Annotated in this window: 16 protein-coding genes and 2 pseudogenes; 9 read left to right on the forward strand and 9 right to left on the reverse strand. The window is 73.0% G+C overall.

Features of this window, described 5'->3' with window-relative positions:
* Nucleotides 1-286 precede the first annotated feature (286 nt).
* Nucleotides 287-778 (reverse strand): FBP domain-containing protein, encoded by a 492-nt coding sequence (locus tag OG689_RS02145; protein ID WP_266316999.1) that lies wholly within the window; start codon nucleotides 776-778, stop codon nucleotides 287-289.
* Nucleotides 779-863: 85 nt separating this feature from the next.
* Here OG689_RS02145 and OG689_RS02150 point away from each other — a divergent pair, with 85 nt between their 5' ends.
* On the forward strand, nucleotides 864-1,433 hold the full coding sequence (locus OG689_RS02150) for a TetR/AcrR family transcriptional regulator (protein ID WP_266317000.1): 570 nt from the start codon (nucleotides 864-866) through the stop codon (nucleotides 1,431-1,433).
* Nucleotides 1,434-1,511: 78 nt separating this feature from the next.
* On the opposite strand, the gene OG689_RS02155 is transcribed toward OG689_RS02150, so the two are convergent.
* On the reverse strand, nucleotides 1,512-5,027 hold the full coding sequence (locus OG689_RS02155) for a discoidin domain-containing protein (RefSeq protein WP_266317001.1): 3,516 nt from the start codon (nucleotides 5,025-5,027) through the stop codon (nucleotides 1,512-1,514).
* A 907-nt stretch (nucleotides 5,028-5,934) separates the two neighbouring features.
* Nucleotides 5,935-6,441 carry a hypothetical protein gene (locus tag OG689_RS02160; RefSeq protein ID WP_266317003.1) on the reverse strand — a complete coding sequence of 169 codons (507 nt, stop codon included), beginning with the start codon at nucleotides 6,439-6,441 and terminating at the stop codon, nucleotides 5,935-5,937.
* An 846-nt stretch (nucleotides 6,442-7,287) separates the two neighbouring features.
* On the opposite strand from OG689_RS02160, the gene OG689_RS02165 reads away from it, so the two are divergent.
* Nucleotides 7,288-7,875: a hypothetical protein gene (locus OG689_RS02165; RefSeq protein ID WP_266317004.1), complete on the forward strand. Its 588-nt coding sequence runs from the start codon at nucleotides 7,288-7,290 to the stop codon at nucleotides 7,873-7,875.
* Between the two features lie 173 nt (nucleotides 7,876-8,048).
* The gene (locus OG689_RS02170) at nucleotides 8,049-8,357 is read left to right on the forward strand and encodes a hypothetical protein (RefSeq protein ID WP_266317005.1); all 309 of its coding nucleotides are present in this window, start codon (nucleotides 8,049-8,051) and stop codon (nucleotides 8,355-8,357) included.
* A 261-nt stretch (nucleotides 8,358-8,618) separates the two neighbouring features.
* Here the strand turns inward: OG689_RS02170 and OG689_RS02175 are convergent, their stop codons facing one another.
* Entirely contained in the window at nucleotides 8,619-9,500 is an 882-nt protein-coding gene (locus tag OG689_RS02175; RefSeq protein ID WP_266317007.1) for a helix-turn-helix transcriptional regulator, read from the reverse strand.
* Between the two features lie 141 nt (nucleotides 9,501-9,641).
* Here OG689_RS02175 and OG689_RS02180 point away from each other — a divergent pair, with 141 nt between their 5' ends.
* The 4 genes and pseudogenes from OG689_RS02180 (at nucleotide 9,642) to OG689_RS02200 (ending at nucleotide 13,972) form a co-directional block, all read left to right on the forward strand.
* Complete coding sequence (locus OG689_RS02180; protein ID WP_266317008.1) at nucleotides 9,642-11,090, forward strand: MFS transporter; 1,449 nt, start codon at nucleotides 9,642-9,644, stop codon at nucleotides 11,088-11,090.
* Between the two features lie 125 nt (nucleotides 11,091-11,215).
* The gene (locus tag OG689_RS02185) at nucleotides 11,216-12,067 is read left to right on the forward strand and encodes an aldo/keto reductase (protein WP_266317010.1); all 852 of its coding nucleotides are present in this window, start codon (nucleotides 11,216-11,218) and stop codon (nucleotides 12,065-12,067) included.
* Nucleotides 12,068-12,248: 181 nt separating this feature from the next.
* Nucleotides 12,249-12,422: pseudogene (locus tag OG689_RS02190) on the forward strand (histidine phosphatase family protein); the annotation flags it as partial.
* Between the two features lie 1,046 nt (nucleotides 12,423-13,468).
* Entirely contained in the window at nucleotides 13,469-13,972 is a 504-nt protein-coding gene (locus tag OG689_RS02200; protein ID WP_266317011.1) for a pyridoxamine 5'-phosphate oxidase family protein, read from the forward strand.
* Nucleotides 13,973-14,078: 106 nt separating this feature from the next.
* Here OG689_RS02200 and OG689_RS02205 read toward each other — a convergent pair whose 3' ends face one another.
* The 3 genes and pseudogenes from OG689_RS02205 to OG689_RS02215 all read right to left on the reverse strand — a co-directional run.
* The gene (locus OG689_RS02205; RefSeq protein ID WP_323189243.1) at nucleotides 14,079-15,056 is read right to left on the reverse strand and encodes an aldo/keto reductase; all 978 of its coding nucleotides are present in this window, start codon (nucleotides 15,054-15,056) and stop codon (nucleotides 14,079-14,081) included.
* Nucleotides 15,057-15,058: 2 nt separating this feature from the next.
* Entirely contained in the window at nucleotides 15,059-15,439 is a 381-nt protein-coding gene (locus OG689_RS02210; protein ID WP_266317015.1) for a MerR family transcriptional regulator, read from the reverse strand.
* A gap of 195 nt (nucleotides 15,440-15,634) precedes the next feature.
* A pseudogene (locus tag OG689_RS02215) lies at nucleotides 15,635-15,724 on the reverse strand (redox-sensitive transcriptional activator SoxR); the annotation flags it as partial.
* A gap of 204 nt (nucleotides 15,725-15,928) precedes the next feature.
* On the opposite strand from OG689_RS02215, the gene fdxA reads away from it, so the two are divergent.
* A complete protein-coding gene (gene fdxA, locus OG689_RS02220) occupies nucleotides 15,929-16,252 on the forward strand; it encodes a ferredoxin (RefSeq protein WP_266317017.1) in 324 nt (107 codons plus the stop codon).
* A 67-nt stretch (nucleotides 16,253-16,319) separates the two neighbouring features.
* On the opposite strand, the gene OG689_RS02225 is transcribed toward fdxA, so the two are convergent.
* Together OG689_RS02225 and OG689_RS02230 are read right to left on the reverse strand one after the other, a co-directional pair.
* A complete protein-coding gene (locus OG689_RS02225; protein WP_266317018.1) occupies nucleotides 16,320-16,559 on the reverse strand; it encodes an alpha/beta hydrolase fold domain-containing protein in 240 nt (79 codons plus the stop codon).
* Between the two features lie 4 nt (nucleotides 16,560-16,563).
* Nucleotides 16,564-17,538: a helix-turn-helix domain-containing protein gene (locus tag OG689_RS02230; RefSeq protein ID WP_266317020.1), complete on the reverse strand. Its 975-nt coding sequence runs from the start codon at nucleotides 17,536-17,538 to the stop codon at nucleotides 16,564-16,566.
* A 71-nt stretch (nucleotides 17,539-17,609) separates the two neighbouring features.
* Between OG689_RS02230 and OG689_RS02235 the strand changes: the two genes are divergently transcribed.
* The gene (locus tag OG689_RS02235) at nucleotides 17,610-18,257 is read left to right on the forward strand and encodes a DJ-1/PfpI family protein (RefSeq protein WP_266317021.1); all 648 of its coding nucleotides are present in this window, start codon (nucleotides 17,610-17,612) and stop codon (nucleotides 18,255-18,257) included.
* Nucleotides 18,258-18,272: the final 15 nt, after the last annotated feature.

Below are 18,272 nucleotides of genomic sequence, written 5' to 3' on the forward strand. Positions count from 1 at the left end.
CCGGGTCCACACCGTTACCTGTCACGCCGCAGGCCGCGAGGTGGTGGTGCGTACGTACTGCAGCGTCCCGGCAGAGGTGATCCACGACCGGCCGGGCCGCGCGCGCCGGCCGCACGGCCCTGGCCCGACGGGCCGATCCCCCCTCACGGCCGAGCGGTTCGGGCGGATGCTCATGGCCGAAGATCGGCCCAGCCGACGCCGTCAAGGGCGCCCCGGCCTTGCGGTTCGCCGCCTCGGCACCAGCCCGGTGGGGCTCCGGCGGGTGCGGCATGCCCGGCCGGACGGTTCACGCGGTGACCTTGGCGATGAACGCGGCGAGGTTCGCGGACGTCCGCCGGATCTTCTCCTCCAAGGTGAGCGACTCCGGGATCCGCGCGCCGACGCCCACGTCACCCTTGCCCCGTACGTACAGCGGGCAGGCAAGGTCGCTGCACATGTAGGCGCCCACGGAGTTGCCGTGCTGCCCGGCCTTGCCGGCCCTCGCGGCAACCATCAGCGAGACACCGCCGGTGTGGGTGGTCAGGCACAGCGAGCACATGCTGCGCCGCAGCTGCCAGGAGGCGGCGCCGGGGCAGCGCAGGGCGAGCGCCACCGTGCGGCCGTCCAGCTCGGTGGCGAGATAGGCCCGACCGGGGGCCTGAGGGTCCCGCCAGCCCAGGAAGTCCAGGTCGTCCCAGGGCCGATCGGCCAGGTCCCGGGGGACGGACAGGCGCTTCGCCTCACCTTTGGTGCAGTTCACGAACGCGGTGCGGATCTCTTGCTCGGTCAGCGGCTTCATGACCACTACGCTAATTTGCCTATAGGCTTTAGGCAAATGCATAATTGTTCTCGCCGAATGAGGTGAAGGCTATGGAAGGAAGGTCATGGTTCGAGCAGGACTGACACCGGAGCGCCTGACCCGGGCCGGGGCGGAACTGGCGGACGAGGTCGGCTTCGACCAGGTGACCGTCTCGGCGCTCGCCCGGCGGTTCGACGTCAAGGTCGCGAGCCTGTACTCGCACCTCAAGAGCTCCCAGGAGCTCAAGACCCGGATCGCCCTGTTCGCGCTGGAGGAACTCGCCGACCGGGTCACCGCCTCCCTGGCCGGGCGGGCCGGCAAGGACGCGCTGGCCGCCTTCGCGGACGCCTACCGCGACTACGCCCGGGAGCACCCCGGCCGCTACGCCGCCGCCCGGCTCAGGCTCGACCCCGAGACGGCGGCCGCCAGTGCCGGCGTCCGGCACGCACAGATGACCCGGGCGATCCTGCGCGGCTACGACCTGGCGGAGCCGGACCAGACGCACGCCGTCCGGATGCTCGGCAGCGTCTTCCACGGCTACGTCAGCCTGGAGAGCGCCGGGGGCTTCAGCCACACCGCCGTCGACCCCCAGGAGTCCTGGGAGTGGATCCTGGATTCCCTCGACGCCCTGCTGCGGAACCGGGCAGCGCACTGACCGGCGGCGACGCCGACCAGCTGGAACGCCCCCGCCCCGGCAAGGGGACGGGGGCGCCTGCCCGGTGGGCCGGGCCGGTCAGTTCCAGCCGGTCAGACCGGCTCCGTACGGGTAGAGCGGATTGCCGTAGGTCGTCGGCACCGGCTGACCGGCATCGATCCTGGCCCGGATGTCCGCCCGCTCCGCGGCGGTGGCCCCCAGGTCGTACGGCAGGTCCCAGCTCTCGTTGGCGTCGGCCAGTACATCGGTGCCGCCCGGCTTGAGCACCTGGTCCAGGCTCCGTGGCAGCTGCCACGGCAGTTTGCCCGACGGCGTGAAGTCGCCGAACAGCAGGCCCGCGGTGGCCGGACCGACCTCCTCACCGCCCCGGTAGGTCACCACGACGGCGTCGGCCAGGTTGTTCCACTCGCTGATCACGATCGGCCGCGGCAGGGTCAGCACCACGACCACCGGGATGCCCTGCTGCTTGAACTTCTGGATGAGCGCCAGCTGGTCGGCCGGCAGGTAGGGCTGCTCCTTCGTCCACGCGGTGGCGTGGGTGTAGGTGGGCTCACCCACCGCCACCACGGCCAGCTTCGGCGCCGGGCCGGTGTCCTGGTACACGTTGACCCCGGCCTTGGCCGCCCGCGCCTTCACCGCGTCCAACAGCGTCTGCGAACCGTAGTTCTCGTGGAAGTAGCTGGTCCAGATGCAGCAGGCCGAGCCGTCGGTGGCCCGCGGGCCGGCGACCACGATGTTGTCCCCGGCGTTCAGCCGGACCGGCAGCACCCCGTTGTTCTTCAGCAGCGTGTCGGACTCCCGCGCCGCCTTGTTGGCGAGCTCCACATAACTGGGCTGGTGGAACCGGTAGGGGCCGTTCACCGGGTCGCCGTACGGGTGCTCGAAGACACCCAGCTGGAACTTGAGCCGCAGGATCCGGGTCACCGCGTCGTTGATCCGGGCGAGCGGCACCTGCGACTCGAAGGTCGCCATGCTGTAGCCGGGCGCGCCCGGGTCGGCGCCGCCCATCACGTCCGACCCGGCGTTGGCCGCGTTCACCCACGCCGAGGAGGGCAGCCAGTCGGTGGTGATCAGGCCGGTGTAGCCGAGGTTCTGCCGCAGGTACGCCAGGATCTTGGCACTGTCGCCCGCGCCCGGGCCACCCGGGTCCAGGTACGAACTGCCCGCGTAGCCTGGCATGATGTTCACCGCGCCGGCCTGCATCGCCGCCCGGAACGGGATCATGTGGTACTTGATGGTGACCCCGTCGTAGGTGATCCCGGCCTCGCCGCCGGCGCCTTCGCCGGGCCAGTGCTTGACCGTCGCCAGCACCGAGCCGGGGTTGAGCTCCGGGCCGCCCTGGAGGCCGGCCACCAGCGCCCGCAGCTGCGCCGCCGCGACCTCGGCGTTCTCACCGCCGCCCTCCTGGATCCGGGGGTACAGCACCTTGGTGCCGACCTCCGCGAGCGGCGACAGCGTGCCGCGCGCCCCGACCTCCAGCTCCTCCAGCCGCTGCATGTTGCCCAGTTGGTAGTCCAGCGCGTAGTCCTTGCCGGCCGCCAGGGTGCTCTGCAGCGGATAGGTCGTCTGGTACCCGGCCGTGGTGTCGCCCGCCGAGACCGGCGGGATGCCGAGACGGGTGGCCGCCGTGGAGAGCAGCACGTTGTGCAGGTCCCCCGGTTGCGCCGGGCCGAAGTGCCAGCCGGACATGGGGTACGACTGGACGTTGTAGAACATCTGGAAGGCCTTCTCCTCCAGCGTCATCCGGCCCAGGAGGTCGGCGACCCTGGTCTCGACAGGCTGCCGCCAGTCCTCGTACGGCTCGATCGTCCCGTTCTTGTCGAGGTCGCGGGCGCCGTTGACGACACCGATGCCGTCATCGGTGCTCTCGATGTCGGGCACGTAGAGGCTGAAGGTCCGGATGTTCGAGGTGGTGCGGGCCCCGGAGGCGCTCACCGCGACCACGTACCACCGGTAGGTCCAGCGGTCGGAGATGTCCCAACTCGGCGTATAGGTCGTGCCGGTGGGCTCGGCGACCTTGGTGTAGAGGTCGATCAGATCGACGTTCTGGGTGAAGTCGTAGTCGGTGCGGCTGAGGTTCAGCCACACTTCGTAGCGCGCGGTGCCCGGCACCGCGGCCCAGGAGAAGGCCGGCCGCCGGGTGCTGGTGACCATGGCCCGGTCCGCCGGAGCGGCCAGTGCGAACTGGCCCGTGGTGGCCGGCGCCCTGGTGGGCCCGGAGAGCAGCGGCGGCGTGGCGGCCGAGGAGTCGACCGTGCCGTAGACCTGGAACTCCCACAGCGAGTAGCCGTAGCCGGTGGCCCGCGCCGTACCGTAGAACCGCACGTAGCGGCCCTTGCCGCTGATCGCCAGCCGCTCGGTGCCGCCGGTGCCCGCGGCGGTGGTGTGGATCGGCGTCCACGCGGCGCCGTCGTCGGACACCTCGATGCGGTAGCCCGTGGCGTAGGCGGCTTCCCAGGTGAGTACGACACCGGTGACGGTGGCGGCGCCGCCGAGGTCCACCCGCAGCCACTGGGTGTCGCCGGGCTGACTGGACCAGCGGGTGGTGCTGCGGCCGTCGAGCGCCGCCGCCGGGGCGTTGCCGCCCTCGTACGACGAGGCGGTGACCTGCTGGTAGGCGGAGATCACCGAACCGGAGAAGTCGCCGCCACCGCCACCGCCGGAGCCGGTGAAGACCTGGAACTCCCAGAGCGAGTAGCCCCAGGCGCTGCCGCGGGCGGTGCCGTACAGGCGGATGTAGCGGCCGCTGCCGGACACGGCGAGGTCCTGGACGCCGCCGGCACCGCTCGTGGTGGTGTGGATCGGCGTCCAGGCGGTCGCGTTGTCGGACACCTCGATCCGGAAGCCGCTCGCGAAGGCGGCCTCCCAGTTCAGCGCCACCCGGCAGACCGAGGTCGTGGCACCGAGGTCGACCTGCAGCCACTGGGGGTCGGCGGCGGCGCTGGACCAGCGGGTACCGGCATTGCCGTCGACCGCCGCCGAAGCCGGGGTCCCGGCGTTCTCCACGGACGAGGCCGTCGCCGGCCTGCCCTGCGCGGCGTTCACGGTGCCGCAGCCCGAGCCGGTCCCGCTCGTGCCGTAGACCTGGAACTCCCAGAGCGAGTAGCCCCAGCCGCTGCCGCGGGCGGTGCCGTAGAGGCGGATGTAGCGGCCGCTCCCGGACACGGCGAGGTCCTGGACGCCGCCGGTGCCGGTGGCCGTGGTGTAGATCGGGGTCCAGGCGGTCGCGTTGGCCGAGACCTCGATCCGGAAGCCGCTGGCGAAGGCGGCCTCCCAGTTCAGCACCACCCGGTCGACGGTGGCGGAGGCGCCGAGGTCGATCTGCAGCCACTGGGGGTCGGCGGCGGCGCTGGACCAGCGGGTACCGGCATTGCCGTCGACCGCCGCCGAAGCCGGGGTCCCGGCGTTCTCCACGGACGAGGCCGTCGCCGGCCTGCCCTGGGACAGCAGGCCCGAGGCGGCGCTCGCGGTGCCGGCCGTTACACCGACCGCTCCGCCGGCCGCCAGGGCGAGCGCGACCAGGACGGCCACCAGCGGGCGTCGTCGTCGCGACGCCCGGACCCGGGGCCGTAAGAGCAGGGGCAGGAATCGCATGTGCATCTCCCTGGGGGTGGGATGCCGCGGCCCGGCCCGGGCCGTCGCGCGGTACGGCGGCTGCCGAGCGGGGTACGGCGGCTGCCTGGCGGGTACGGCAGCTGTCCGACGGGGGCGGAACGCACTGGGACAGGTCGCGGATCGCGCCTGGGGGAGCGCTCTCCGGGAGTCTCGAGGTACGACTGACCACTGTCAACCCCTGTGCGGCAACGGGCAGATGCAGCACGGGACGCACCACGGAGGCGGCGTGGACGGCTCGCGCACCGTGACGGCGGGGGGACGGCCTGCCGACCGGACGGCCGACCGGGCGACTGGTCGACGGCCCCGCCGGTCCGGCCGGTGACGTCCTAGCGACGACGGTCGACGCGCCCCGCGGTGCGAGGAGCCCTGGTCCGGGCCGTGAGCCGTGGGCTTTGAGCCTTGAGCAGGTACCCGGGGTCACGTCACGCACCCGCCGCCGCTCGACGCGGGTGGCGGCCGACCCCGCGGCACCGCCCGCGTGGCCGGCGTCGGCGGGCCGGCCCGCGCCCCTCCCCCGGCTCCGGCGAGGGCCGCGCCAACCGCACCCATGGTCGACCCGACCGGCACCGGAGCGCCGGCCGGGACGGCCGAACCGCCGCCGCGCCGGGCGGTGCACCCGTCGCGGGTGCCGGGCGGCCCCGGAACGGCGGGAGGCGCCGCTGGCATGCCGGGACGGTAGCAGCGCCGGCGGCGTGCCGGGACGGCAGGAGAGCCGGCCGCACACCGCGGCGGAGCGGGCGGTGACGACAGTCGCGGGGCGGCGGCGGCCGGGACGGCTCCGCCTGCTCCCGGCGCCACAGGGTCACGGCGGCCCGCGACCGGCGGGTGCGTCCGTTCCGGCCACCGGCCTCGGGGCGGGGCCTGCGCGCTGCCCCGGCACGCGGCTCTACAACGTGGGGATCGCCAGCAGGAGCCCGCCGTCCAGTCGTTCCTGCATGTGCCGTCCGTGCGCGGCGCAGACGATGACCGTTCCGCCCTGGGCGTCCATCGCCAGGAAGGTCGCCGCCTCGCCGCAGGGGCCCTGAGCGCGGTCGTAGCCCCATCCGGTACCGCACTCCTGGCACCAGGAGCGGCCGTCCTCCGTGCGCAGCGTCGGCCCGCAGTGCGGGCAGATCCCCCACCACGCGGTGCACGACCCGGGCTGCTGGGCGGCGCGCACCCGCGCCAGCTTCTCGGCGGCGCCCCCGATCCGCCGGGCCACCTGCGTGAGAGCGTCGTCCACCGACCCCGGCAGCGCTCCCCGCACCCCGCGGGGCAGGTCGGGCTGCTGTCTCAGCCGCTCCCGCATCGCTGCGACATCCCCCGCCAGCGCGTCCGCGCGCGCCTGAAGATCCCGCAGCTCCGCCGGCGTCGGCTCACCACCCCCGCCGACCGGATCAGCATCCGCGAACAAGTCCTCCACCCCCACCCCGACAAGACCGCCACGCACGGACCCGCCGGCCCACGATGGTCCGGCGCCCCGTCGGCGGCCACCCACAGAAGCATCGTGATCAAACCATGACAGACCCGTCCGGACAAGAGACGTAGGTCACGCGTCCCAGCCGGCCGATCACCACCGGCGGCGAGCGCCGCCGAGGCCTCGGCCGCCCTCGGCGGTCCGGCCCGAACGCCGACATCGGCCAGGGCACGAGATGGCCGGCGGGGGGCCTCGGCCAGGGCAGGGCCGAGGCCCCTCGCCGGCCATGTCTCGGCGGACGCCGTTCCGGCCGCGCGGCCGGTCCTCCCACCCGACTCCGGCGAGGCGCTCGTCGTGCACGCCGGCCGCGGTCTCGGAGGCCGGCTCGATGCCGACCGCCCCCGGGCGGCGCGGCGGCCGGCTCGCCCGCCCGCCGTCCGGATCGGCCGGACCTCGACCGTGCACCCACAACCGCGACGCCAGGGCTTGGAGCATGCTCGAAGTCGAACGGACACGTCTCCGGACCGGCGCCTCGGCACCGGCCCGCCGCGGCGGACCGCCCCGCCCCCACGCCGGAGGCGCAGCCGGGCGGACGGGCGCCCCTACCGATCACCGGACGTGACACTCCGTCCAGCAGCCGACCCCAACCCGACTCCCGGATCCGACTCCCGGATCCGACTCCCGGTCCGGCTCCCGGTCCGACGAGCGACACCGGCTCCCGGCGGGCCCGCGCAGCGGACGGGGCTCCACGAAGCAGCTCCAGGCTTGCCCTGCGGCCGTGTTCGTGCCAGCGTCCTGTGCGGCCGGCCCGCCGCACATCCCGGGGGGAGGGACCTGGCGGGTATGGGTGCTGAATTCGTCGCTCTGGTCGGTGTCGTGGTCGGCGCCGGTGCCTCATACCTGACCACCGCGCTGTCGGAGCGGGCTCGCTGGCGCCGACAGCTCGAAGTGCGCTGGGACGAGAGGCGATTGGTCGCCTACTCCGACTACGTCGGCGCCGTCAAGGACATCGTCGCCGTCGCGAACAGACTGGCCGCCCACCGTGGTCTGACGCCTCATGCCACTCCGCTGGAACCCACCGAACGCAACCTGGCCGACCTGGACGACGCGGAAGTGCGACGCATCGCACTGGTCGAGACGGTACGGCTGCTCACCGACACGGACACGATGACAGCTGTCACCGAGTTGAACCGGTGCGTGTGGCACCTCAGTTCGATGAGCAGCGGCCGGTCCCCGGCCGACCCGGCGCAGTGGCAGGCCGGCTTCGCCGCCTACCGGTCGGCGCGCGACGAGTTCCACCGCTGCGCCAGGGCGACCCTCGGCATAGCGGGGGTGGCGATCTCCCACGACCAGAGCTGGCCGCCCCGGTGGGCGATCCGCAACGACGGCCCGCCGACCGGTCCGGACGAGCCGCCCGCGGCGGCAGGCTGACGGCGCCGCGCGCGTGGCGCCGCGAGGGTGGGCCGCCGGCACCGTCGGGCGAGGGCGGCCCACCGGGCACCACCGACGGCAAGGTCACGGACGGCCCGGCGACCGGCCGCCGCTCCCGCCGGGAGTCCGCGAGGTCCAGCCGTCCGCGGTGGACACCGACCGAGGTCCGGTCGGTGTCCACCGGGCGGCGGCCGTCAGGTCGGAAAGCGACGGCCGTCCGATCAGAAGACGACGATTCCCTCGCCGCCGACGGCGCCGGGGACGATGTGGGAGCCGAGGGCGGTCAGCGAGCCGTCCTGGTTGACCCTGAACTCGTCGAGGATGCCGTTGATGCCGGTCTGGACGTAGAGGTACCGGCCGTCCTCGGAGGCGGCGGAATCGACGGTGCCCGGGTCGTGGTGGTGTTGCCGAGCGCGGTGAGGGCGCCGTTCCGGCCGACCCGGAAGCCGCTGACGGAGGCGCTGCCGGTGTTGGACGCGTAGAGGAAGTCGCCGGCGGCGGTGATCCAGCAGGTCGCGATCTGGCTGGTCGGGGCGGCGGCGCTCTGCATCACCGTGCCGTCGTCGTGGACGTGGACGGTGGCGACGGCGTTGGGGCCAGCCTGGGTGAGGAAGAGACCGCGGTCGCCGCGGGTGACGAAGCTGAACGGGACCGCGCCGCCGGGTGACGCCCGGCGCTGAGATGCGGCCGGGGAGGAGCAGAAGCGTCCTGACGTGTCGGCGGAAGGACCGGAAGGGGCCGGGTCAGGTGCTGGACGGCGAGGTTGTTGGTGCGGAGGCGTTCCAGCTTGCAAGGAGGTCGAGGGTTTCGGCGTCTCGGCTGCCGGGTGGGACGGCGCACAGGATGAGGTAGAGACCGTCGTCGGCGGTCAGTTGAGTGGTCTCGTAGGTGAAGGTGAGGTCGCCGACGAGGGGGTGGTGGATACGCTTGGCGCCGGCGCGGTGGTGGCGTACGTCGTGGCGGGCCCAGCGACCGCGGAAGGCGTCGCCGCCGCGGGTGGAGAGTTCGCCGATCAGGTCGGAGAGCGCCTTGTCGTAGGGGTTGCGGCCGACTTCGGCGCGCAGCGTGGCGACGTTCTGCTCGGCGACGGTCTCCCAGTCGGGGTAGAACGCTGCGGCGGCCGGGTCGAGGAAGGTGAAGCGGGCGGCATTCGCCGGGCGGGCGGGGCTGTCGAAGATGGGGGCGAACAGGGCGCGGGCGAGGGGGTTGCCGGCGAGAAGGTCGAGCCGGGCGTTGCGGAGGTAGGCGGGGACGTCGCTGATCGTCTCGACGAGGTTGCGCAGGCCGGGGCGGACGGGTTGGCGGGCGGGCCGGGCCGCTCCTGCCGGGCCGGTGGCGTTGGCGGCGCGGACGAGGTCGAAGAGGTGCGCGCGCTCGGCGTCGTCCAGCAGGAGGGCGCGGGCGATGGCGTCGAGGACGGCGTCGGTGGCGCCGCGGGCGTCGCCTCGCTCCAGGCGGGTGTAGTAGGGGACGCTGACGCCGGCGAGTTGGGCGACTTCCTCGCGGCGCAGGCCGGGGACGCGGCGGGTGCCGGAGAGCGGGGAGAGGGTGCGGCCGGCCTGCTCGGGGGTGACCCGGGCGCGGCGGGTGGTGAGGAAGTCGCGGATCTCGGTGCGGCGGTCCATGTCTTCGACACTACGGCGGTCCGCCTCGCGGGAGCACGGGCGTGGGGGTCCTTGTCAGGGTCTGCTTGAGTGCCCCGCCGGGGTGCGGGACGCGGTTGTCTGGAGGGCATGACCGCTCGTCCCTCGCCTGGAGGCTCCTCGATGCCCGCCACTGTCCCCGTCGCCGACCGCCCGGCCCCGTCCGGCACCGGCCCCGGTTCAGCCGCGGTGCCGGTGGCGGGTTCGGGGTTCGCGCTGGGGGCGGCGCTGCTGGGGTTCTTCGTGATCACGCTGGACGCGCTGATCGTCAGCGTCGCGCTGCCCGCGATCGGCTCCGATCTGGGTGGCGGGATCAGCGGGCTGCAGTGGGTGGTGGACGGCTACACCCTGATGCTGGCGGCGCTGCTGCTGTCGGCGGGGTCGGTCTCGGACCGGATCGGCGCGAAGCGCGCGTTCGGTCTTGGGCTGGGGCTGTTCCTGGTGGCGTCGGCGGCTTGCGCCCTCGCCCCGGGGCTGGGGGTGCTGGTGGGTGCGCGGCTGGTGCAGGGAGCGGGGGCAGCGGTGATGATGCCGGCGACGCTGGCGCTGATCCGCGAGGCGTTCCCGGACGCGGACCGGCGCACTCGGGCGCTGGGGCTGTGGGCGGTGGGCGGGTCGGTGGGCTCGGCTGCGGGCCCTTTGGTGGGTGGGGCGCTGGCAGGGTGGGACTGGCGGTGGATCTTCTTCATCAACCTGCCCGTTGGCGCGCTGGCGCTGGGGCTGCTGGGCCGCGCACCCTCCTCGCCGCGGCGGGCGGTGCCGTTCGACGTGGTCGGCCAGGTCGCCGCGGTGGCGGCGCTGGGCGCGCTCACCTACGCGTTGATCGAGGGCGGCCAGGCCGGCTTCGCCAGCGTTCGGATCGTGGCGGCGCTGGTGCTCGCGGTGGCGTCGGCAGGGGTGTTCCTGGTCCGCCAGGCGCGGGGGCGGGCACCGATGATGCCGCTGGATCTGTTCCGCTCCCGCCCGGTGGTGGCCGCGTTGGTGGCCGGGTTCGCTCTGAACGTCGGCTTCTACGGGGTGACGTTCCTGTTCAGCCTGTACTTCCAGACCTTCCGCGGCATGTCGGCGGCGCTCACGGGCCTGCTGTTCCTGCCGATGACGCTGCAGAGCGTGGGCGTGTCCTTCGTCTCCGCGGCGGCGACCCGCCGGTTCGGTGCCAGGGCGACGATGGTGGCCGGGCAGGTGGTGATGGGTGCCGGGCTGCTGGTGCTGTGCCTGCTGCCGGCCACGGTGCCGGTGGGGGTGGTCGCGGTGTTGCTGATGCCGGTGTCGTTCGGCGGCACGCTGGCGGTCCCGGCGATGACCGGCCTGATGCTGGTCTCCGTCCCGGCCGAGCGGGCCGGGCTGGCCTCCGGCGTGCTGAACACCTTTCGCCAGGTGGGCGGGGCCGTGGCCGTCGCTGTCTACGGCGCCCTCGTCACCGGGGCCTCCTTCACCCGCGGCATGCGTACCGGCCTGATCGCCGCCGCCGTCCTGCTCGCCGCCACCGCGGCCCTGGCCGCCCTGCGCGCCCGCACCCCCCGGTACCTGAAACCCTGCCCCGCCCGGCGGCGGAGCGGATGCCGCCGGTGACCAGCCCAAGGAGATTGGACCTGCACAGAGCCCCGAACACCCCCTTCACCTCGACCGGGCCCCGTCCCGGCACCGGCGGCCCAGCCGCCACCCGACCCGCACCCGAACAGCGAAAGAAGAACACCGTGCAGACCGTCACCCTGAACAACGGCGTCCAGATGCCGATCCTCGGCTTCGGCGTCTACCAGATCCCCGCGGACCGGACCGAGCGTGCCGTCGCCCAGGCCCTGGAGGCCGGCTACCGCCTGCTGGACACCGCCGCCGCCTACGGCAACGAGGAAGCCGTCGGCCACGCCATCAAGAACAGCGGCATCCGGCGCGAGGAGCTGTTCGTCACCACCAAGCTGTGGGTGCAGAACGCCCCCGCCCAGGACAACACCCGCCGTGCCCTGGAAACCTCCCTCGCCACGCTGGGCCTGGACCACGTCGACCTGTACCTGATGCACCAGCCCTACGGCGATGTCTACGGCCAGTGGCGCGCCATGGAGAGGGCCCAACGCGAGGGCCTGACCCGAGCCATCGGCGTCGCCAACTTCTACCCCGACCGGCTGCTGGACCTGATCCTCAACAACGAGACCGCCCCGCAGGTCGACCAGATCGAGACCCACCCCTTCTTCCAGCGTGACCCCGACCACGCCCTGATGCGCGAGCACCGTGTGCGACACCAGGCGTGGGGCGGCTTCGCCGAAGGCAAGAACGACCTGTTCACCCACCCCGTCCTCAGCAAGATCGGCGAGGCGCACGGCAAGTCGGTCGCGCAGGTCGTACTGCGCTGGCTCATCCAGCGCGACATCGTTACCATCCCCAAGTCCGTCAACCCCGACCGGATGGCGCAGAACATCGACGTCTTCGACTTCGCCCTCACCGACGATCAGATGGCTGCCATCGCCGCCCTCGACACCGGCAAGACCCTGTTCTTCGACCACCACGACCCCGAGATGGTCGCCTGGCTCAGCAAGCGCCGTATCGAGGGGTGAACACACCGCCGCGGGCCCCGGCGCGGTGCACCGGCCGTGCCGGCGAGTGGGCGTGCCGCGTGCTCAGCCCACCTCGGCCCGGTCCGGGTCGCGCAGCGGGCCGCAGGCCGCCGGGTATTTCGGGGAGCAGGAAGCTGTACCGGCCGAGCATGTTGACGTGGTGCCGCACGAGGAGTTCGCCGCCGTCTGCAGCAGCCCGCCGACTCGCGCCGTGCGGACCGCCGAACTTGCGGGGCTGAGCGGAGCGGAGCCCGACACCGACCTGATCGAGTGGGACTACGGCCGCTACGAGGGGCTGACCGCCGAGCAGATCCAGGAGCTCAAGCCCGGCTGGGAGCTGTGGCGCGACGGCGTCGACGCCGGCGAGGACCTCGGGCACGTGACGGTGCGGGTCGAGGGTGGCGCCGAGCCGCACCAGGCCGAGGGGGTGGTTGGACGGGGCGATCGCGGCCACCCCCACCAGGCCGTTCCCGACGCGCTCGGGGGCGTGGTGGGCGGCGAACAGCGCGGCTTGGCCGCCCTGCGGGTGCCCGACGATCGCGTACGCGTCTCCGATCACACCCCGGAACAGGCGCCGGGCCGCCAGGACGATGTCCAGTACCCCGTTCGCCTCCGAGGCTCCGAGGAGGTAGGGGTGGAGGTGCTCCTCCGTACCCGTCCCCAGGGCCTCGTAGTCCGTCATCGCCACCGCCCAGCCGCGGCGCAGGAAGCCGTTCAGCAAGCCGTGCGGCGAGGCGTTCATCGGCGAGGCCCCGGTGTCGCCCCGGTCCCTGGACGGCGCGACGAAGTTGGCGATCCCCACCGTGCCGTGGGCCCAGGTGACGAGCGGGTAGCCGCTGCCGTCCGCGGGCAGGGGGTGCTCGTCGCGGTCCGGCAGCACGATGATCCCGGACGTCGCCACCGCCTCGCCGCGCACGTCCTGCGAGCGGTGGAGGACCAGCCAGTTCTCCCCCGCCTCCAGCGCGGCCGCGGGGTTGTCCAGGCGCCGCGCGTGGATCGGATCGCCCGGGACGCCGTCGGGCAGCGGGGACGGCGGGATGTAGAACGCGTCCCCCTCGGGGCCGTTCTCCTCCGGGTCGATGACCGGCGTGGCGTCGCTCACGAGCTTCCTTCCGTCGGGCCGGCTGCACGTCTCCGGCGCCCTCGGCCCGCATCGGCCCGGTGCCGGCGGCCCCGGGCGCCCGGCAGCGTTGCGGGAGCCACCCACGGTCAGCAGCACCCACCCGCCCCACGCCGTCCACTCACTCGAACGAGTGAGGCGGCGGTGAAGTGACCAGGCCCCCGGGACGCCGTTCCCCGGGAGGCACGACAGGAGAACCGGCGTGGCCCCCGACTTGCAAGACTGGGGCGCGCGACCATGACGGAACAGGCGCGGTCACATCCACCGCTCCACCGGCACAGATGGGGACTACCGTGGACCACTCGAAGATCGTGCACCTGGTGAACACCGACCCGGTGATCCGAACCCTCCTGGAGGCGCCGATCCCGATGCGGCTCGGGTACGTCGGACTGGACGGGCACCCGCGCACCGTCCCGGTCGCCTACCTGTGGAACGGCCAGGCCTTCGTCTTCGCCACTCCGACGAGCGCCTACAAGGTCAGGGCGATCACGGCGCACCCCCAGGTGTCCTTCACCGTCGACACCACCGACTTCACGCCACTGATCATGATGGTCCGCGGCACGGCCTCGGTCGAGATCCGGCAGGGAGTCCCCCAGGAGCACATCGACGCCTCCCGCCGCAGCGTGGGAGAGGCCGGAATGGAGGAGTGGGAGCGCGTCAAGCGCGCGAACACCACCGAGATGGCGCTGATCTCCATCGATCCGACCCATGTCACCGTCTGCGACTTCGCCACCCGCTTCCCTCCGCCGGCCGCCGTCAACTCCCGTACTCACGGCGCGGGGTAGGGCGCTCCCGGCAGCCCCCTCAGTCGCGGTCCGGCCCGGCAGCCCCCAAGCCGGGTTCCGGCCCGGCCCGGGCGGTGGGGCCGGAACCCGGCTCCTCATCGGCCATCTAGCGCAGCAGGGCCTCCACTTCGGCGAACTCGACTGCGGGCAGCGGGCCGTGGGCGAGGGTACCGAGGTTCTCCTCGACCTGGGCGACGGTCCGGCAGCCGGGGATGGGGATGACGGCGTCGGTGCGGGCCAGCAGCCAGGCCAGAGCGCCCTGCGCGAGGGTGCGGCCGTTGCCGGTCAGCACCTCGCGGACGGCGTCGATGCGGGACAGCCACTCCGGATCGCCCGCGCCGTCCTGGCCGAAGTAGGGGATCCACCGGTGGCCCTGGGCGCGGACGTCGTCGGAGGCCACCCGGCGGCCGCCGTGGTACTTGCCGGAGAGCAGGCCCATGGCCAGCGGGCCGCGCGCGACGGAGGCCAGGCCCGACGCCTCCACCACCGCCACCATCTCCGGCGCCGGGTTGAGCACCGAGCAGTCGTGCTGGATCGCCGCGCAACTCGGGGCCGCCTCGGCGAAACCGGCGGCGTTGGCGGCGTCGTCGGTGGACCAGGCGTAGGCGCGGATCTTGCCCGCCGTCACCAACTCCTCAAGGGTGTCGACCAGGTCGAGGGCGGTGGCCAACGGGGCGTCGGAGATGTGGAACTGGTAGAGGTCGAGGTAGTCGGTGCCGAGGCGGCGCAGGCTGCCCTCGACAGCGGTGCGCAGGTAGGCCGGGGTGGCGTCCTGGCCGGTGGCCTCGCCGGTGGTCTCGTCGAAGGTGTTGCCCCACTTGGTGGCGATCACCACCTGGTCGCGACGGCCGGCGAAGGCCCGGCCGAGGACCTTCTCGCTGTGTCCCGCCCCGTAGTTGGAGGCGGTGTCGAAGAAGGTCGCGCCCAGGTCGAAGGCTCGGTGGAGGGCTGCGGTCGACTCGTCGTCGTCCACCGCGCCCCAGCCGAACTGCTCCGCGCCGGCGTGCAGCGGGCCGCCGATGGCCCAGCAGCCCACGCCTATCGCGCTGACCTCGATGCCGGTGCTGCCCAGAGTGCGGTTCATGGTCATTCTCCCGGTCGGATGTGGATCTGCGCCTGGTACCAGGCGATCTTCTCTGCCAAGTGCTGCTGCTGGCGCCGAAGTTCGGCGATGGTCTGCTCCACGCGGGCGGCGTGCTCGGTGAGCAGCTCCAGCCGCTCGGCGAGCGTGGCGTCGCCCTCGCGGGCGGAGTCGGCGTACCGCTGCATCTCGGCGATGGGCATGCCGGTGTCCCGCAGGCAGCGCAGCACGCCCAGCCAGTCGAGGTGGTTCTCGTTGAACTGCCGCCTGCCGCCCACGGTTCGGTCGATCCGGTCGAGCAGGCCGATGCGCTCGTAGTAGCGCAGGGTGTCGATGCTGAAGCCGGACCGTTCCACGACCTCAGCGGGGGAGAGTGTGTCCGCCATGCGACCACCGTCGCAGCTGGAGTGCGCTCCAGGTCAAGCCCGGATCGGGAAGCGGCGCCCGGTCGGATCGCGGTGGCCGGTCTGGCCGCGGTGCCCTGCCTGGCAGCGGTGCCCCGCCTGGTCGCGGCGGCCGTTCGCACGCGGATGTGGACGAGGCGGCGGGTGCACCGGATCGCCGTTCCGGCGCACCCGCTCTCACAGCCGCCGGGGCCCGGCGCCGTCCTCGGCGAGCGCATCGCCGGGGTTCAGCAACGCGCATGCCTTCATCGAGAGACATCCGCAGCCGTAGAACCGCAGCGCGGAGACCGCTGCCCCGGTCCGCGCGCTCATCTCGCCGATGCTCAGCCAGTCGTCCGGGGTGGCCCGGGCGCCGCCAGGGTGATAGCTCGTCATGCGGGGCCTCCTTGTTGACCTCAAGCTTACTTGAGGCCCTACGGTCGGCTGCGTCGGAACGGCAAGCAGCAACGACCCGAACAGGACGGTAGCCCGATGACTTTTGTGATCGCCCTGCCCTGCGTGGACGTCAAGGACAAGGCATGCATCGACGAGTGCCCCCTCGACTGCATCTACGAGGGAGAGCGCATGCTCTACATCAACCCGGACGAATGCATCGACTGCGGCGCCTGCGAACCGGCGTGCCCCGTCGAGGCGATCCTCTTCGAGGACGACACCCCGGAGGAATGGAAGCACTTCACCGCCGTGAACGCCGAGTTCTTCGCCGACCTCGGCTCCCCCGGCAGCAGCGCGAAGCTCGGCCCGATCGGCAAGGACCATCCGATCGTGGCAGCGCTGCCGCCCCAGGGCGCCGGATGAGCCAGGGGTCGCCACTGGCGGGTAGTCGTACCGAACAGGCCTGCTGAACAGCTTTCTTGATCGGACGTCAGTTCATCTGCCCAAACAGGTCGGCGACTTCCGCGAACGCCCTCTCCCCCGCCGCGGCGGCAGCGGGAGAGAGGGTGTCGAGGGTGAGGAATCCGTGGACCATGTCGGCCTCGCAACGGTGGCCGACCCGAACGTCCGCGGCGGCCAGCCGGGCGGCGTACGCGTCGCCCTCGTCCCGAAGCGGATCGTGCTCAGCGGTGATCACGACGGCGGGCGCAACCTCATCAGGAACCTTCACACTCCTACGGCGTCGGCGGTGCCGGGCGGCTCCGGAACTGGCGACGGTACGTCGAGGGGCTGACGCCCATCGCCTCCCGGAAGTGGTGGCGGAAGCCCGCGACGGTCAGGCCCACCCGGCCGGCCACCGCTTCGATCGGCGTGTCCGCGGACTCCAGCAGGACGGCACCGGCCCGGATCCTCTGCTGGGTGACCCAGCGCCCCGGCGGCAGACCGGCCACGTCGGCGAATCGGCGTTCGAACTGCCGCACCGACAGGTGCGCGACCTCGGCCAGTTCGTCGACGGCGAGACGCCGGTGCAGGTTCTCCGACGCGTACCGGATGACCTTGCCGATCGGGTCGTCCGACGGCGCCCTGTCCACCGGGTGCTCCGCGAACTGTGCCTGGCCGCCCTCGCGGTGGGCGGCCACGACCATCCGGCGGGCCACGCGAGCGGCGACATCGGCGCCGTGGTCGGTGCGGACGAGGTGCAGGCAGACGTCGATGCCGGCGGCGGTTCCGGCCGCGGTGACGACCGATCCGTGGTCGACGTAGAGCACCGACGCGTCGACCTTCACCGCCGGGTGGCGTTCCTGGAGCAGCCGGGCGTACCGCCAGTGCGTGGTCGCCTCCTTCCCGTCCAGCAGCCCCGCGGCGGCCAGGGCGAACGCGCCGCTGCAGATGGACACCACCCGCGCCCCTCGTCCGTGCGCATCCCGCAGCGCGTCCAGGACCTTCGGCGAGACGTCGCGGCGCACGTCCGCGACCCCGGGGACGATGACGGTGTCGGCGTACCGGAGCCGGTCCAGACCGTGGTGCACCACGATGTCGAAGCCGCCCACGACGCGGTGCGGCCCGGGTGTCTCGGCGCACAGCTCGAACCCGTACCACCAGTCCACGTCCAGCTCCGGCCGGGGGACCGCGAAGACCTCCGCGACCGTGGAGAGCTCGAAGGGGGCCATCCCGTCGAAGGCCAGGCAGGCGATCCGGTGGCGACGCATGACGGAATCCTAGCGGTGCGCGTCGTTTCCGACGCTCCCGGGCGGGGGCCGCGAGGCCCGACCCTGATGGCATGCACCCTGACCGCACCGTTCCCCTCACCTTCGGCATGCTCGTCTTCGACGAGGTCGAGGTTCTCGACATGGGAGGCCCGTTCGAGGTCTTCAGCACCGCCGGCCGGCTGGCCCGTACCGCCGACGACCAGCCCCTGCTGCGCGTCCTCACGGTCGCGGCGACCCGCCGCCCGGTCCGCGCCCGCGGAGGACTCAGGATCGTGGCGGACCACACCCTGGACGAGGATCCGCCCTTCGACGTGCTGGTGGTCCCCGGCGGAGTCACCACGGCGGTCGAGGCGGACGCGGACGTCGTCGCCTGGCTGGCCCGGCGCCGGCGGACCGCCGCCCTGACCTTCAGCATCTGCACCGGCGCCTTCCTACTCGCCGCCACCGGAGCTCTGGACGGCCGCCCGGCCACGACGCACTGGGAGGACCAGGAGGAGCTGGCCCGGCGCCATTCCGAGGTCCGGGTGCGCACCGACGTCCGCTGGGTCGACGACGGCGACATCGTCACCTCCGCCGGGATCAGCGCAGGCATGGACGCCGCGCTGCACATCGTCGGCCGGCTCTTCGGCGAAGAACTCGCCCGCCGCACCGCCCGCCAGATGGAGTACACCTGGGCAGGTGACGTCCCCGCGGAGGCCGGCCTGACCTGGCAGAGGTGACCTACGCGCAGGGGT

The sequence above is a fragment of the Kitasatospora sp. NBC_00240 genome (assembly GCF_026342405.1).
Lineage (GTDB): Bacteria > Actinomycetota > Actinomycetes > Streptomycetales > Streptomycetaceae > Kitasatospora.

Excerpts from the sequence above, each read along its gene's own strand:
- OG689_RS02145 (WP_266316999.1), bottom strand. The coding sequence starts at position 778 with ATGAAGCCGCTGACCGAGCAAGAGATCCGCACCGCGTTCGTGAACTGC.
- OG689_RS02150 (WP_266317000.1), top strand. The coding sequence starts at position 864 with ATGGTTCGAGCAGGACTGACACCGGAGCGCCTGACCCGGGCCGGGGCG.
- OG689_RS02155 (WP_266317001.1), bottom strand. The coding sequence starts at position 5,027 with ATGCGATTCCTGCCCCTGCTCTTACGGCCCCGGGTCCGGGCGTCGCGA.
- OG689_RS02165 (WP_266317004.1), top strand. The coding sequence starts at position 7,288 with ATGGGTGCTGAATTCGTCGCTCTGGTCGGTGTCGTGGTCGGCGCCGGT.
- OG689_RS02175 (WP_266317007.1), bottom strand. The coding sequence starts at position 9,500 with ATGGACCGCCGCACCGAGATCCGCGACTTCCTCACCACCCGCCGCGCC.
- OG689_RS02180 (WP_266317008.1), top strand. The coding sequence starts at position 9,642 with ATGCCCGCCACTGTCCCCGTCGCCGACCGCCCGGCCCCGTCCGGCACC.
- OG689_RS02200 (WP_266317011.1), top strand. The coding sequence starts at position 13,469 with ATGGGGACTACCGTGGACCACTCGAAGATCGTGCACCTGGTGAACACC.
- OG689_RS02205 (WP_323189243.1), bottom strand. The coding sequence starts at position 15,056 with ATGAACCGCACTCTGGGCAGCACCGGCATCGAGGTCAGCGCGATAGGC.
- OG689_RS02210 (WP_266317015.1), bottom strand. The coding sequence starts at position 15,439 with ATGGCGGACACACTCTCCCCCGCTGAGGTCGTGGAACGGTCCGGCTTC.
- fdxA (WP_266317017.1), top strand. The coding sequence starts at position 15,929 with ATGACTTTTGTGATCGCCCTGCCCTGCGTGGACGTCAAGGACAAGGCA.
- OG689_RS02230 (WP_266317020.1), bottom strand. The coding sequence starts at position 17,538 with ATGCGTCGCCACCGGATCGCCTGCCTGGCCTTCGACGGGATGGCCCCC.
- OG689_RS02235 (WP_266317021.1), top strand. The coding sequence starts at position 17,610 with ATGCACCCTGACCGCACCGTTCCCCTCACCTTCGGCATGCTCGTCTTC.